This is a genomic window from Lacibacter sediminis, from assembly GCF_014168535.1.
Lineage (GTDB): Bacteria > Bacteroidota > Bacteroidia > Chitinophagales > Chitinophagaceae > Lacibacter > Lacibacter sediminis.
In genome coordinates this window covers 1,961,695-1,977,471 of the sequence record NZ_CP060007.1, presented here as the reverse complement: position 1 = coordinate 1,977,471, position 15,777 = coordinate 1,961,695, and the positions used below count along the sequence as shown (strand labels likewise).

The window sequence follows — 15,777 nt, the reverse complement described above, 5'->3', positions numbered from 1 at the left end:
ACAATCTTTAATAAATCATCACGCTGCGTTCTCTAACGCCACATTCAATTCTGCCACTTTCTCTTTTTTCGTAAATCTTGTTACCAATACCAATAACGACACACCCATTACGATCATACCGATATAACCGAATGCATCAACGTATGTAATGTTTTTACTTTTAAACAGGAAGCCAAACAACATACCGCCGACATTACCACCTGCACCAACAATACCACTCACCAATCCAACATTTTTTTCATTTACAAAGGGAGTAATAGCATATGTTGCACCATTCGCCATTTTCAAAAACAATGCAAAAGAGATCATGGAGATTATAGCCATCGTAAATGAACCGGCTTGCGCAAACAACATCAATCCTGCACCTTCAAGCAACAATACAGCAGCAAGTAATAAACCTTTACCACGCATACCATATTTTCTGCCAACCTTATCAGCAAAGATGCCGCCGAGTGCACGTGCAAAAATGTTCATGAAGCCAAACACACCAGCCCAGAATCCTGCACTGCTTTGTGATAATTTAAACTCCTGCACAAAGTGAAGTGCAGCAATATTGTCGAAGGTGATTTCCATTCCAAAACAAACGGAATATGCTAATGCAAGTGACCAAACTCTCCAGTCTTTCAACACACTGTAATCAGTTTTGGTTTTTACTTTTACTTCACGTTGAATTTCATCGTAGTTACCGGCAGGTGTATCTTTTGTATAACGGAAATACAAAAATGCAACCACCAACATCATTACACCGGGAACGATCATCGCATAACGCCATGCTTCGCCTTTGGTATAACCAAAACCAACAATGGCCGCAAAGATCAACGGCATCACCATGTTGGTGATACCACCACCAAGATTACCCCAACCACCAGCAACTGCATTGGCTGTTCCTTTAATGTTTGGCGCAAACATCATGGATGTGTGAAACTGTGTGATCACGAATGATGCACCAATTACGCTGATCGCTAAACGGAACAACAAAAACGACGTATATGATTGTGCCAAGCCAACACCCATTACCGGAATTGCACCAAGCAATAACAATACAGTGTATGTTTTCCGTGGCCCCCAGGTATCGCACAAACGACCAATGAGCAAACGTGCAATGATGGTACCTGATACAGATGCAATCACAATGTTTCCGATCTGTGACTTATCTAAATGTAGGTCTTCTTTAATGGTTGGCATTAAAGGAGCTAATCCAAACCATCCAAAAAAGCAAACAAAAAATGTAAGCCAGGTAATATGGAAGGTTCTCATTTGCACACCACTCAATGAAAAGATATTGAGTTTGCTTAGTGGTTGTTGTAATGTTGCTTGCGACATCAGCTGCTGTTTTAAGTGTTAGAATGAATTAATGTATATCGTTGATTGAAAATTTATCGATCAGGAGACTTAATAACTTGTCGTGGATCGCCATGTAACATTCATCATGAACGATCTCTTTTTTATTTCTTGGTCTTGGCAACGGCACATCAACAATTTCTTTGATGGTAGCAGCCGGACCATTGTTCATCACCACTACACGATCGCTTAAGAAAATTGCTTCTTCCACATCATGTGTAACGATCACAATTGTTTTTTCCCTGTTATCGAGGTTCCATAATTTCAACAGCTCTACATGCATGTTACTTTTAGTTAAAGCATCCAATGCACCGAAAGGCTCATCAAGCAAAAGAATACTTGGGTTGATGGCGAATGCTCGTGCAATAGCTACACGTTGTTTCATGCCACCTGATAAATGCCCGGGCAATTTGTCTTTGTGCGACCAGAGATTCACCATCTTCAAATTCTTTTCAACCAATGCTTTCTTTTCTGCTGCTGATTTATCTTTCAACGCTGCGTCAACAGCTTCGTAGATATTACTATAAACACTCAGCCAGGGAAGCAAGGAATAGTTTTGAAAAACAATACCTCTGTCAGGGCCTGGTTTTGAAACCACATTTCCATTAGCGATCACTTCACCTGATGTTGGTTTCACCATGCCACTGATTGTGCCCATGAGTGTTGATTTACCACAGCCCGAGTGACCAATGAGTGCAACGATCTCTCCTTTCCTTACGTTCAATGAAATATCTTTCACGGCTGTGTAAACACCGGTAGGCGTTTTAAAGCTTACAGTTACATTGTTTATTTCAATACTGTTTGCCTCGGCAGTATCTGTCTTGCTTATTTCAACCACCCGTGGGCTTAGTCCTAATGTTGTTGTCATAACTTTTCAGTTAAGAATTTAAAATTTCGTTTTCTGTTATCACTCCGTTCATGCTTTTTGCTTTGAAGCTTTTGTTGAAGAATAAAGCGACACACAAAATGGTGTGATGTAGGTGAGCATGATCCTGAGCATGTTCTTACCTGTAAATGTTCCATTCACAATCACTTCATAGCTGTTTATTATATTCAGAATAGTTCCAACGATCACTGCTACCAGTAAAGCTGTTGTTATATTTTTCTTATTCATAAACATCTGTTTTAGGTTTTATGCAGCGAAGCTGAAACGCTTTTGCAAAGCCATAAAAATTCTGTCGAGCAACAACCCAACAATACCAATGATGATGATGGCTACAAGGATCTTTGCAACACTGCCGCCATTAAATCCTTCTTCCCAAACAAAATATCCAAGCCCCATACCACCTGATAACATCTCTCCTGCTACAATTACCATCCATGCCACACCAATCGACAAACGCAAACCGGTTAAGATGTGCGGGAATGTATAAGGCAACACAATTTTTGTAATGTATTTCCAACGGGAAAAGCCAAATGCCTTTCCAACATTTTTATGATCCTGCGGAATATGTGATACACCAAATGCTGTATTGATAAGCGTTGGCCACAATGAACAAATGAAGATCATAAAGATGCTTGCCTGTGGTGAGTCCTGGAAAATGGCAAGTCCCAACGGGAACCATGCCAATGGAGAAACAGGGCGAAGTATCTGCACCATTGGATTAATGATGTTCATGGTAATTTTATTTGACCCCATGATCAAACCAATCGGAATAGCGAATAAACTACCAAAGCCAAAACCAATTCCTACACGACTGAGTGAGCTGATCAATTTCACACCGATGCCTTTGTAATCAGGATCGTTCTGCATGGGATTTTGCATAACTTCTTTAAACACTTCCCATGTCATTGCCGGTGTTGGGATCTCATGTTTAGTGATAGCTGCAATTAATTCCCATATACCACCCATCAGCGCAAGCCCACCTAAAAAGTAGACCGCTGAAAGAAGCGTTTTTATGGAGAAGAAATTTTTCATTGTAAATATTTTATTGTGATCGTCAGCGGTGAATCATTACTTACAACTCACCACTGACCACTCACCATTTTTAATGTTTTGTTGTTTTCAAATAAGCCGATACATTGTTTGGATCAAATGCCACATCAAAATTTGTTTTGATCACCTGCATATCCGTTTGCACCGGTATACCCATTTCTTTTGCTACTTCTGCAAACAGATCATCCAACACTAATTTTTCTGCAATGCCTTTGTAATTCGGCTCAGCTTTTAAATATCCAAAACGAACATACTGTGCAAGAAACCATGCGGTGTATGATTTCTTAGGCATGTTTACAATACCGTTATTATAAAACGTCATGTAATCATCTTTATACTTTTGTACACCTAACTCGCAACCGAGATCGTATGAACCTTTCAATCTTGCTTCCAATACCTGAACAGGCGCATTTACATAATTTGGTTTTGAAAGCCATGAAGCTGCTTTTGACCTGTTGCTCATTACATCGAGCCACCTGCATGCTTCAACAATTGCTTTCATTACTTTCTTGAGATCTTCCCTGCTGGCAGAAGCAAAAGCTGAATTCACAACCAATGCTTTTTCAGGATGATTCTTCCAGAGATCCTGTGAAGAGATATGTGTAAAGCCAACGTTTTGTGCGGCTGCAACACCATTCCATGGTTCACCAACACAAAAACCTTCCATATTATCAACACGCATGTTGGCCACCATTTGCGGAGGAGGAATGGTAATGATACCAACTGATTTCTGATTGATACCTGCTGCCGACATCCAGTAACGCAACCAGATATCATGCGTACCGCCGGGAAATGTTTGTGCAAAGGTTACTTCCTTTCTGCCCTGAACATTTTTTACTCCACCTGCAGCTTTGTTCACTTGTTTAAACCCAACCTGTCCGCAAAAATCTTTTGACAATGTAATTGCCTGGCCATTGTTATTTAACACCATCGCAATTTTCATTTCGGAACCTGCCTTACCACCAACACCTGTGTAAACAGAAAGCGGCATTGAGAATAAACAATGTGCGCCATCTAATTCACCGTTCAATATTTTATCACGTACCACTGCCCATGATGCTTGTTTTTCAAGTTCCACATCCACTCCATACTTCGCAAAGAGTCCGAGTTCTTTTGCCACTACCAGCGGTGCGCAATCGGTAAGAGGAATAAACCCCAGTTTTATTTTACGTGAAGGCGTAGAAAGTTTAAAGGCGAACATGCCTGTAAGCAACAGCGCCATTGCTGAAAAAAGAACCAGTTTTTTTATTGAGAGTTTCATGTTGTTGTTGTTTTAAGTGTTACTAATCATTACCTCTTCTGTTCATTCATCACATCATTACTGTTTGATCGCTACCGGCTTTGTGTAAAAGAAATCAGGCGTAAAGCGAAGCATCGCATAAAACCAGTTACCTGTTTTCCTGTAATTAGCAGCTGCCGCATCAGTTGTTGCCTGTCCTTTTGCAATTGCCATGCTGCCGGTTGCATTCATGATTGAATAACCCAATTCTATATTAGTGAACTTGTTCATGTTGTAGTTCAACAGGAAATCAAGTTCATTACCAAGATCTTTTCCAATGAAGGAGCCATCAGCTTTCTTCATGTTTTTATCAATAGAGAACAAGTGAAAATCAACACCTGCTGTTAATGCAGTGCCTGTGTATTTCACTTTGAGGTAAGGATTTTTTAAACCACCTGCAGGTGAACCTGTACCTACATAGAAATAATCCATGTAACCCCAATGACGGTGTGGCGTACCATATAATGGATCAAACTTTTCATCTGTTGCAGTTGTTGCATCGTTACCACTTAAGAATTCATAACCGGGTGTTACACTGATCTTTCCTTTTTGATAAGTTGCAGACAATGCATAGTGATAGGCTTCTTTCATTTTCACACCATCACGGTTCTTACCACTTTGTGCATAGAAAGCTCCCTGGAATGCGATCTTTCCAAAACCGGATGCATTACCTATCGTTTGGTTGATCATTAAACCATACGTGTAACGTTGATTGGTTCCTTTATAATTGAACGCATCTGATGCGCCGGAAGAAACAAAGCGACGACCATATACATAACCTGTAGCATCGCTGCCTGCTGAATCAAGTTTGTATTTACCGAAATTGTCGTTGAAGAAGAGCGCAGAGAATTTAGTCTGCTTAATTTTTTTGCTGATATACAAACTCGCAAATGATTTGTAATCCTGGTTACCACCATTTGTTGTGGGAGGATTCATCCAGACAGGTGCTCCTGTTTTGCTGCTGTTATTACTTGCACTGCCGGCTGTTGCCATTGGCAACATGCCTGCTGGTGTTGGCACTAATGTACCCAATGAGTTTTTTACATACGCAGGTACATTGGACGGAACATAACCAGTTCCGGTATATCCAAATGCATCTGTGTTTTGATTGAACGCATAACCGATATCGATCTGCCATCCTTTGTGAACTGTTTTCATCAACGCCATATCATGACGGCGGGCCTGTTGCAACCAGTCTAAATTGCCGATCAAACGCACATCATCATAAATTAATTCCTGGCGACCTACTTTGAGGCTCATCAGGTCAATACCTTTTGCTTTGATGGTTGTATCTGCAACGTTGAACAATGTAAGATCTGCCCAACCTTCATGCAGCATCAAACGGTTACCATCTGCATTTGAAATAGATGATGCATCCTGTCCCCAAACACGAACATCCTGTACTGCCACTCCAAAAGTTAATCTGTCCCATTTATAGCCAAAGTTCAATCTCGTACGTTGTGAAGTGAACACGGCGGGTTTCGAACCTTTCAATACGAGGTTGCCCAAGCCGTTACGCACTTCAGTACGTGTGCGGAGCTGGCCTGATAATGTAAACTGTGCCTTTGTTGTGCAATAAGCTAGTAGCATTAAGCTCAAAAAGATTATTCGTGTTGTTTTAAAATTTTTCATGTTAATTTTGGTCGATTTTAAGGTGATAAATCCTGGAATCATACGGCCCGGTTAGACTGCCATCTGCCGGGCTATTTTTTTCAGCTTTGCTGATAATTAGTTTACTTTCTCTTCATTTATTCTTCAGTTTTGGTTTTGAAATAATGTATTATTAATCTTCAACACCGATGTAGACCATGCCCTCTTCCACTTTCACCTCGTAGGTTTTAATAGCGCATTCATCGCCACTCAGGCATTCGCCTGTAACCAGTGAAAATGTTTTTTTGTGAAAGGGGCAGGCAACTTTCGGCTCTTCGTTTTGCGTACCGATCATGCCACGGCTCAACGCCATTTGCTGACGATGCGGGCATTCGTTTTGTGTGGCATACCACTCATCTCGTCTTGTAAAATGGAAAAGTGCAATCTGTGTGTCGTTGTATTTCACACACACGCCACCGTTTGCAGGAACATCTGATACTCTGCAGGCGGCAAACCAGGTAATTGTTTTTTCTGCGATCATATTTTTAGTACTTAAAGGACTTAATGAATACCTGTTGATAAAACTTGTGTTTACACAACAGAACAGAGCTTCCTTTTTTTATATGCAGGCAATCGCAGAAAAGTGGCCATTGGGGCCTTAGCAATCAATCATCGAAAATTCGTTTGGAGTATTATTCGGAGGTTAAAAGCAATTTTCTATATGGCAACAATCGTATTATTCAAAACCAAAAATCTTTATTTCCATTCTTTCGCACGCTTCTGTTCACGCATTGGATCAAACACAACTGTTGGATCTTTCACTTCAGGTGCGTTTACAAAGTGATTAAAGCGTTTACGTAATTCAGGCGTTTCAATCGCAGCTTTCCATTCGCACTCGTAAGTGTTTACATGGTTTTCCATTGCCGCTTCCCACTCTGCATTCATTCCTAATGCATCATGCACAACAACTGAACGCAGATAATCAATACCACCTTCCATCTTATTTAACCATGTAGCTGTACGTGTTAACGGATCAGCAGTTTTTACATAAAACATTAAGAAACGATCGAGATACTTTACACATGTTTCTTCATCAATATCAGAAGCGAGTAACAATGCATGTTGAGGTTTACTACCGCCGTTGCCGCATACATACAGGTTCCAGCCTTTTTCTGTTGCAATAATTCCAAAGTCTTTACTCTGTGCTTCAGCACACTCACGGATGCAACCACTAACACCACCTTTTAATTTATGTGGTGAACGAAGACCACGATAGCGTTCTTCAACCCGTATTGCAAAACTTACACTATCATGCAAACCGAAACGACACCAGGTACTTCCAACGCAACTTTTTACTGTACGTAAACTTTTACCGTAAGCATGTCCGCTTTCGAAACCAGCTTCAATTAATTCTTCCCAGATATTTGGAAGATCACTTAAGTGTGCACCAAACAGATCAATACGTTGACCGCCGGTGATCTTTGTATAGAGATTGTATTTCTTCGCTACCTGTCCAATCACAATTAATTTATCAGGCGTAATTTCTCCACCGGGAATACGAGGAACTACAGAATAGGTTCCACCTTTTTGAATATTCGCTAAGAAACGATCATTACTATCCTGTGCCGTATCATTTCCTTTTTTCAGGATCACTTCATTCCACAAACTTGCAAGGATCGATGCAACAGGAGGTTTGCACAATTCGCAACCATCACCTTTACCAAATTTATCCAGCACTGCATCGTATGTACGCAGATCGTTTATTTTGATGAGATCAAATAATTCCTGGCGACTGTAATCAAAGTGTTCGCACAATACATTACGAACAACCTTGCCTTGTGTTTTCATGGTATGCAACATCAAGTCTTTCACCATTGGCACACAACCACCACAACCGGTACCTGCTTTGGTGCATTTCTTAATGCCATCAACAGTTTCATAACCCAATACAACTGATTCGCAGATAGCTCCTTTTGTTACAGCTTCGCAACTGCAGATCACTGCATCATCAGGCAAACTTGTAACACCGGCACCACCCTCACCTTCACCACCTCTTGCACCAAGAATAACATCTTCTGTATTTGGAGGCAACACCACTTTGTTCTTACAGGTTTGCAACAACATATTGTATTGCTCTGCATCACCCACTAAAATTCCGCCCAATAATTCTTTACCATCGGCACTTACATTAATGCGTTTGTAAACACCTTTCACACTGTCATCAAACACAATACTTCTTATTCCTTCTCCACTCACAAACGGATCGCCAAAGCTGGCTACATCCACACCAATTAATTTTAGCTTGGTGCTCATATCAAAACCGGTAAACGATTTTTCACCTCCTGTTAAATTAGTCACCACCACTTCGGCCATTTCGTAACCGGGAGCAACCAAACCATAGATCATTCCTTTATGTAATGCACATTCACCAATAGCAAAAATAAAAGGGTCGGATGTTTGCAAGTTATCGTTAACGGTTATTCCTCCACGTGGACCAACTTCAATTGCTGCATTTCTTGCCAGTTCATCTCTTGGTTTAATACCGGCAGAGATCACGAGCATGTCAACATCAAAAGAACTATCATCAGAAAAACTCATGCTGGCAATTGCTTCATCACCATTTATAGCCGTGGTATTTTTTGATGTATGAATTGTAAGACCGAGGTCTTCTAATTTCGATTGTAATAATCTTGAACCCGCATCATCTATCTGGCGGGGCATTAAACGTGGAGCAAACTCAATTACCTGCGTATCGGTAACACCCAGATCAAGCATGGCTTTCGCAGCTTCTAATCCCAGCAAGCCACCACCGATCACCGCACCCTTCTTTGATTTCTTTGCCCATTTGGTCATCAGTTCCAGGTCTTCAATGGTGCGGTAGATAAATACACCTTCTTTTTCAACTCCCGGAATCGGGGGCACAAATGCTGCAGAACCTGTAGCCAGGACCAGGTAATCGTAAGTTTCGGTTATACCTGCGTGTGAGTGTACGGTTTTCTTTTCCCGGTCGATTGATACCACGGGATCGGAAAGATGTAATACAATACCATTTTCAGTATACCATTCTTTGGGAGCGAGGGAAAGATCGTCGGCAGATTTACCGGCGAAATATTCACTTAAATGAACCCTGTCGTAAGCAGGTCTTACTTCTTCTCCAAAAACCACGATGGAGATATTGCCGGCAATGTTCTTTTTTACAAGCTTTTCGCAAAACTTGTAACCCACCATGCCGTTTCCAATTACTACCACTTTCATAATCTTATTGTTTAAGTGTAACAACAATGGTAGCAAACAATCGTATTATAATTTTTAATCATTTAATATTTTTTATGGCAAACCCAACTATCAGCAGAGTATTAAATGATTTCTGTCATGAAATTAAGGCTATTTTTTGTATTTTTATTGACCGAAACATGATTTCGATCACATATTTTTTAATTTAATTTGTATGAAACTGGGAAAATTGCTACTTATTGGGGCTGGACCAGGCGATCCGGAACTTATTACAATAAAAGCTATACGTATGCTGGAGCAGGCTGATGTGATACTATATGACGCACTCGCCAACGATGAACTTCTGCAGTATGCCTCGTCCAACTGCATCAAACGTTTTGTGGGCAAACGCTATGGTTGCCATGCCCTTTCCCAGGAAGAGATCAATACATTAATAGTAGAGTATGGCCAGAAACATAAAGTGGTGGTGCGCTTAAAAGGCGGCGATCCGTTTGTGTTTGGACGTGCCCAGGAAGAAATTGAAACAGCAAGACTGGCTGGAATGGAGGTTGAACTGGTGCCCGGCATCTCCAGTGCCATTGCTGTACCTGCTTCACAAATGATTCCCCTCACCTGTCGTGGTATCAATGAAAGCTTTTGGGTAACAACCGGAACTACCCGTTCGGGTGAGATATCAACAGATATCCAATTAGCCGCACAATCAAGTGCTACTGTTATTATATTAATGGCCATGAGTAAGCTCGAAGGCATTATGGATATTTTCAGAACGCATGGCAAAAGCGATACACCTGTTGCCATTATTCAGAATGGTACTACTAAAGATGAGAAGATGGTGATTGGCACAGTAAAAGATATTTTCTTTAAAGCATCCTACGAAGGCATTGGCAATCCTGCAATTATTATCGTGGGTGAAGTGGTGAAACTGCATCCATCGCTTTTAAAGTCGGCTATAAACGAACAAACAGGAGAAGCTATTTTTCAGAAGAAATCTTTGTGATGAACCCAAACAGCGTTTGCCGTTACTTTGCAGCAGCAAACACGAAAATCCGCAATGAAGCAAAACAAAAAGAACTGCGACCTGAAAAGCTGTACCATGTGCAAACAATGCCAGCACGATTGGTTACCTGCGCTTGATGCCAACCGCAAAAGTTTTCATTTCAAAAAAGGTGAGCAACTGTTTATTGAAGGCGAAGAAGTAAAAGGCATGTACTTTATCAGCAAAGGCCTGGTGAAAGTGCATAAGCGATGGAGCGATGAAAAAGAACTGATCCTTCGTATTGCAAGAGATGGCGACATTGTTGGACACCGTGGTTTAGGTGCTGATACTGTTTACCCTGTTTCAGGTACCGCAATGGAACCAACCGATGTTTGTTATATTGATCTTTCTTTCTTCAACAGTACACTGCGCACCAATCCCGATTTTCAATATAACTTATTAATGTTCTTTGCAGCTGAATTGAAAGAATCGGAAAAACGCATGCGCAACCTTGCACACATGAATGTAAAAGGACGTATTGCAAATGCATTGCTTTACCTGCAGAATAAATTCGGAAAAGATGCAAATGGATACATCAATCTTTCCATCAGTCGCCAGGATCTTGCATCTTATACAGGTACTACTTATGAATCGTTGTTCAGGATCATGAACGAATTAAGTACTGAAAAAGCGATCAATACCGACGGTAAGAAAACACAAATTCTGAATGCAGCTTTACTGCAGGAGTATATTGAACAAAGCTGATGTGTTATTCGTTTATGAATTTGAAAGAATTAACCAGCTGATCCTTTCAGATTTGTATCTTGAACGTTAACCAACTAATTGCCATGAAGCTTGAGAAAACAATTTTTCAAAAGAGTCATTTATATTTCATTGCTTTCTTCCTTTTTGTAGTAGCCGGTTTCTGGGTAACTTATTTTACCAAATTACTTGAACAGAAGAATTACCGGATGCATCTGCATGGTATTGCATTAACGCTCTGGTGCCTGATGCTGATCGTGCAGCCCTACCTCATCCGTACAAAACGTACAAAACTGCACAGAACAGTTGGTAAAGCATCGTACATACTGGTACCGCTCATGATCTTTACTACACTTGACTTATTAAAATACCAGTTGCAACCCGTACCGCAATTAGGTACGATGGATTATTTCTTTGTAGCACTGGCCGCAAACGCACTCGTTGCATTTGCACTACTCTACGGACTTGCAATTTATCATCGTAAGAAATCAACTATCCATGCCCGTTACATGATCTGTACAGTGTTTCCTATGTTTACACCTGTAACAGACCGGTTGATTCACATTCATTTTCGGGGTATGCTGAATTATATGCCTACGATCGAGGGTAACCCAATGGCTCCCTTCGCCGGGTTCCTGTTAGCTGATCTGATGCTGATTGGTCTATGTATCTGGGATTGGCGATCACATAAACGATGGAATGTATTCCCTCTTGCTTTACTCATACTTGTTCTCTATCATATTTCCGTATTTACATTTTATAAGTTTGAGTTCTGGCGCAATTTCTGCGAATTGTTTGTAAGATTCTAATAAGCTGACTATTTTTCTATTTTCAACTACAAAAACATAGCAGGATAACAATTACCTTTATTCACTCCGTAGTCATAATGAGAAACCATATTATTTTATACCTCATTTTGTTGTTGCCGGTGTTTACAGCTGCACAACAAACAGACAGTGTGCACTTCAAGAACACACTCACCATTCAATACGAGTATTTTCATTTCGACAAACAGTTTGCTAACAATTGGCACATAACCGGTCTTGAGTACAAACACGAAACAAAGAAAGCAGCTATCCTTGGCCGCTTGAATTATGCAAACCGTCTTGCACAAAATGGCTGGCAAGGCGAACTGGAAGCATATCCGAAATTCTCAAAGAAGGTTTATAGTTATGTAGGTGTTGGCTATTCAGCAGACATGCCCGTTTTTCCAAAGTTTCGTGCAGGTTATTCGTTGTATGTAAATATTCCGAAAAGTATTGAACTTGAAGGAGGTTTTCGTTATCTATACTTTGATAAGAATTTATGGATCGGCGTTGCAGGTGTCGGTTATTACACCGGCAATTGGTTTTTACAGGCAAGAAGTTTCCTGAGCGATAATGACGGTTTCAACTTCGCTGGGTTATTTACAGCACGCAGGTATTTTGGTGAAATGAACGATTATGCCTGGCTGCAATATGGTACGGGAGTATCGCCCGATGAAACAAGAAATATTCAGTTTACTACGAACCAAAGGTTATATTCCAATCGCATTGTTTTGGGTATTAAGAAATCGATTCAGCGAAAAAATATTCTACAGTTTGCAGTTGGCTATTCAAGGGATGAATACAAGCCATCCACATTCGGCAATCAACTGTATGGATCAGTTGGGTATGGAAGAAGATTCTAAGTTTTTTTCTTTCCGGCAAATCCTTGTCTTGTCATTTCACCCCATGATTTTTTCTTACGGATCAAATCAATATTCCCACGTACAGCACTCCAAACTACAAACGGATGAAAAACGAATGGTTCTAAAAAAGCAGTTAGTATTAAACTGAAAATTTCTTTTCGTTTCCTGTATTGATTATAGGTAAGTACTTCCATCAAAATTGCAAATACAGAATACAGAAATCCAAAACTGAGAATAAACCCAAGCAAAGCAAAAAAGAATGGCCAATCCATAAAGCCGAGGACAGAAAATATCAACAACGCAATAAAGCCGGTAAACTCAATGAGCGGGGCAAGAAATTCGAAGAAGAACCAGTAAGGATAACTGAGCATGCCCAACACACCATAAGACGGATTAAAAAACATTTTCTTGTGAAGCTTCAATGTTTCAATGGTTCCTCTGGTCCAGCGGTTACGTTGACGACCAAGAATTTTATAACTCGCAGGTGCTTCTGTCCAGCAAAGGGGATCTGGAATGTAAGCAACTTTGTACGGAAGTTTTTTCTCTTCCATATAGCGGCGCATACGCACAACCAGTTCCATATCCTCACCTACAGTATTATGATCGTAACCTCCGGCTCTAATTGCAATCTCCCGATCGAACGCTCCAAACGCACCTGAAATCAGCAACAATCCATTCAGCCTGCTCCATGCCATACGACCCAATAAAAATGCACGGATATATTCTAATGTCTGCACCCTTGGAATAAACTCTTCAGGTAAATGCACACGAATAATCTTTCCATCTTTTACCTCGCATGAATTAGCAATACGTACAACACCACCAGTAGCAATCACACGTTTCTCTTTTTCTTCCAGGAATGGTTTGATCAATTTCAGCATCGCATCCTGCTCAAGTATACAATCCACATCAATACAAACAAGAATATCATTCGATGCGATGTTGATACCAACATTCAACGCATCAGCCTTACCTCCATTCTGTTTATCAACAACAAGTAACTTTTTATAAACGGGATTGCTGCTTCTGTAAATTGCACGAACAGGTTTTGTTGCAATATGTGTAGTGAAGACGTACGGAACTTCCACGAGTTGATAGGCATCCATCAACTTCTGCATTGAATCATCTTTACTGCCATCATTAAGCACAATCACTTCCATATTGTTGTAATGGATATTCAGCAGCGAACGGATATTTTCAATGATCGTTGCGCCTTCGTTGTATGCCGGCGCAAGAATACTGATAGATGGCGTGTGTTCTGATACCGCCATGATGGAGTAATCAGTGAAACTGCTTTTACGGATATATCTTCTTGTTTCACCAATGGAATAAAAAGCAATGAAGAGATAGCATAATAACAATACAACAGAATAAATAAAAATAACATAGGTTAACAGATCAACAAGAAGCTGCTGCCAGTTCATAAAGCTACCTCCTGTTTTAACTGTGGAAGCAATACTGTCCATGGGTAGCTTTCTTCATCCACCTGTTGTTTTAATAAACGCTCCGCTTCTGGTTGAGTATGAAATATTGCACGTGCTGCAGCTACTTTAATTTCCTGTTGTGGGTGAATCAACTGCTGCAATAGAAAAAACTGTTCTGCTTCTCCACCATGTTCCTGCAGCAGTTTTAGTATTTGCACCTGCACGTCAGCATCTTCTTTGGTATACATTTCAACCAGCAATTCATTTGCAGTTGAATCATAAATTTCGTTTAGTGCTGCAAGTGCTTTTTTCCTGACAATCTTTGCCGGATGATGTAAACATGCAATTACGTTGGGATAAAGCTCATACAGCTTGTACACTTCCACTAAACGTAATGTAAATTCAACTACACTGTTATTTTTTGATTGCAGCCAACGGGGTGCCTGTTCAAATGCTCTGCTGCCATGCAACGATAGCTCATACAAAAGGCACAGCTGTTGCCATTCGGTTAACGGGTAACTCACAACATCCAGAAAACGTAAACCATCAAAACCGGTGAGTTTTACCACAGCCGTTCTTGCTTCATTACGTACCAATTCATCCGGATGGTTTGTAAGACGATAAATCTTCGTGATATATTTTTTTTGCTGAAGCCCGCTCAATTCCTGGATGGCTCTTGCTTTCACATGCCATGCGCCTTCCTGTAAGCGTGTAAGAGAATCATTATCGAGCCCGGCCTTTTCATAAAACCAGCAAATGTTCAATGCTGCTGTGCCGCTCATATTCTTTACGGTTTTCAACAATTCTGATACCAGTACTTTTCGTGAATAGGCGTCGTTGAGCAATAAATGAAGTTGCTCTTGTGTAGATGACAGAGCAAGGAACTCCTGCAATTCATTTTCCGTTTCGCAAAGCGCAAGTTCACTGATCAGCGAACTGTATGTTTCTCTTAACTGGGCACGCCTGTAACTGCGTGCCGTTCGACGAATGAGATAAACTAAAATAAAAAAGATGACAACCGTAATAATCGCAATGAAAATAAACATGGCCAGCATCAGGTGAACCGGTTGTATAAATACATCCAGCACTTGCTGCGCAGCCATTTTAAATTCCATTTCCATACAACTAATTTAATCCGCTTAACTTGAAATTACCTACTCTGTTTTAATGAACATCCATTTCTTTTAAAACAGGCGACATTCATCAGGCAATTTTTGTTAACCGTTTGACACGCATGGAAAGTTCATTCGGGCTGAATGGCTTTGTAATATAATCATCGGCACCAAGGTTGAATGCTTCAACGACTACATTCTCCTGGCCCATTGCACTCAGCACAATAACGGGAACGTTACGCTGGCCAACAGCTTTTACTTTTCCAACAATTTCCAGCCCGGATGAGTAAGGCATCATAATGTCGGTAATAATCATGTCAGGATCATGTGCATCGATCTGCTCCATGGCTTCACGGCCATTATCAGCAACAATTACATCGTGACCGTCTTTCCGTAAACGCAAAGCAATTGTTTTAAGCATGATGGGTTCATCTTCTGCTACTAAAATTTTCAT

15 protein-coding genes are annotated in these 15,777 nt (G+C 40.6%); 4 read left to right on the top strand and 11 right to left on the bottom strand.

Going from position 1 to position 15,777, the window contains the following annotated elements:
* Positions 1-18: 18 nt before the first annotated feature.
* The 8 genes from H4075_RS08485 to nirB all read right to left on the bottom strand — a co-directional run bounded on the left by H4075_RS08485 (position 19) and on the right by nirB (position 9,401).
* Positions 19-1,323, bottom strand: coding sequence for a NarK family nitrate/nitrite MFS transporter (locus H4075_RS08485; RefSeq protein WP_182805915.1), 1,305 nt, complete (start codon positions 1,321-1,323; stop codon positions 19-21).
* A gap of 28 nt (positions 1,324-1,351) precedes the next feature.
* Positions 1,352-2,209 carry an ABC transporter ATP-binding protein gene (locus H4075_RS08480; protein ID WP_182805913.1) on the bottom strand — a complete coding sequence of 286 codons (858 nt, stop codon included), beginning with the start codon at positions 2,207-2,209 and terminating at the stop codon, positions 1,352-1,354.
* A gap of 48 nt (positions 2,210-2,257) precedes the next feature.
* Positions 2,258-2,455 carry a nitrate/nitrite transporter NrtS gene (gene nrtS / locus H4075_RS08475; RefSeq protein ID WP_182805911.1) on the bottom strand — a complete coding sequence of 66 codons (198 nt, stop codon included), beginning with the start codon at positions 2,453-2,455 and terminating at the stop codon, positions 2,258-2,260.
* 18 nt (positions 2,456-2,473) lie between these two features.
* Positions 2,474-3,259 carry a nitrate ABC transporter permease gene (ntrB, locus tag H4075_RS08470; RefSeq protein ID WP_182805909.1) on the bottom strand — a complete coding sequence of 262 codons (786 nt, stop codon included), beginning with the start codon at positions 3,257-3,259 and terminating at the stop codon, positions 2,474-2,476.
* Between the two features lie 70 nt (positions 3,260-3,329).
* The gene (locus tag H4075_RS08465) at positions 3,330-4,538 is read right to left on the bottom strand and encodes a CmpA/NrtA family ABC transporter substrate-binding protein (protein ID WP_182805908.1); all 1,209 of its coding nucleotides are present in this window, start codon (positions 4,536-4,538) and stop codon (positions 3,330-3,332) included.
* Positions 4,539-4,595: 57 nt separating this feature from the next.
* Complete coding sequence (locus H4075_RS08460) at positions 4,596-6,146, bottom strand: alginate export family protein (RefSeq protein WP_255460402.1); 1,551 nt, start codon at positions 6,144-6,146, stop codon at positions 4,596-4,598.
* 193 nt (positions 6,147-6,339) lie between these two features.
* Positions 6,340-6,687 carry a nitrite reductase small subunit NirD gene (nirD, locus tag H4075_RS08455; RefSeq protein ID WP_182805904.1) on the bottom strand — a complete coding sequence of 116 codons (348 nt, stop codon included), beginning with the start codon at positions 6,685-6,687 and terminating at the stop codon, positions 6,340-6,342.
* A 215-nt stretch (positions 6,688-6,902) separates the two neighbouring features.
* Positions 6,903-9,401, bottom strand: coding sequence for a nitrite reductase large subunit NirB (nirB, locus tag H4075_RS08450; protein WP_182805902.1), 2,499 nt, complete (start codon positions 9,399-9,401; stop codon positions 6,903-6,905).
* A 193-nt stretch (positions 9,402-9,594) separates the two neighbouring features.
* Between nirB and cobA the strand changes: the two genes are divergently transcribed.
* The 4 genes from cobA to H4075_RS08430 all read left to right on the top strand — a co-directional run bounded on the left by cobA (position 9,595) and on the right by H4075_RS08430 (position 12,787).
* Positions 9,595-10,377, top strand: a complete 783-nt coding sequence (cobA, locus tag H4075_RS08445; protein ID WP_182805900.1) for a uroporphyrinogen-III C-methyltransferase — start codon at positions 9,595-9,597, stop codon at positions 10,375-10,377.
* 54 nt (positions 10,378-10,431) lie between these two features.
* Positions 10,432-11,121 (top strand): Crp/Fnr family transcriptional regulator, encoded by a 690-nt coding sequence (locus H4075_RS08440; RefSeq protein ID WP_182805898.1) that lies wholly within the window; start codon positions 10,432-10,434, stop codon positions 11,119-11,121.
* An 83-nt stretch (positions 11,122-11,204) separates the two neighbouring features.
* Positions 11,205-11,927 carry a hypothetical protein gene (locus tag H4075_RS08435; protein ID WP_182805896.1) on the top strand — a complete coding sequence of 241 codons (723 nt, stop codon included), beginning with the start codon at positions 11,205-11,207 and terminating at the stop codon, positions 11,925-11,927.
* Positions 11,928-12,004: 77 nt separating this feature from the next.
* On the top strand, positions 12,005-12,787 hold the full coding sequence (locus tag H4075_RS08430) for a YaiO family outer membrane beta-barrel protein (RefSeq protein ID WP_182805894.1): 783 nt from the start codon (positions 12,005-12,007) through the stop codon (positions 12,785-12,787).
* Here the strand turns inward: H4075_RS08430 and H4075_RS08425 are convergent.
* The 3 genes from H4075_RS08425 to H4075_RS08415 all read right to left on the bottom strand — a co-directional run bounded on the left by H4075_RS08425 (position 12,784) and on the right by H4075_RS08415 (position 15,777).
* Positions 12,784-14,211, bottom strand: a complete 1,428-nt coding sequence (locus tag H4075_RS08425; RefSeq protein ID WP_182805892.1) for a glycosyltransferase family 2 protein — start codon at positions 14,209-14,211, stop codon at positions 12,784-12,786. The genes H4075_RS08430 and H4075_RS08425 overlap by 4 nt on opposite strands.
* Entirely contained in the window at positions 14,208-15,332 is a 1,125-nt protein-coding gene (locus tag H4075_RS08420; protein WP_182805891.1) for a HEAT repeat domain-containing protein, read from the bottom strand. The genes H4075_RS08425 and H4075_RS08420 overlap by 4 nt, the downstream gene beginning before the upstream one ends.
* An 82-nt stretch (positions 15,333-15,414) precedes the next feature.
* Positions 15,415-15,777 (bottom strand): response regulator transcription factor, encoded by a 363-nt coding sequence (locus tag H4075_RS08415; protein WP_182805889.1) that lies wholly within the window; start codon positions 15,775-15,777, stop codon positions 15,415-15,417.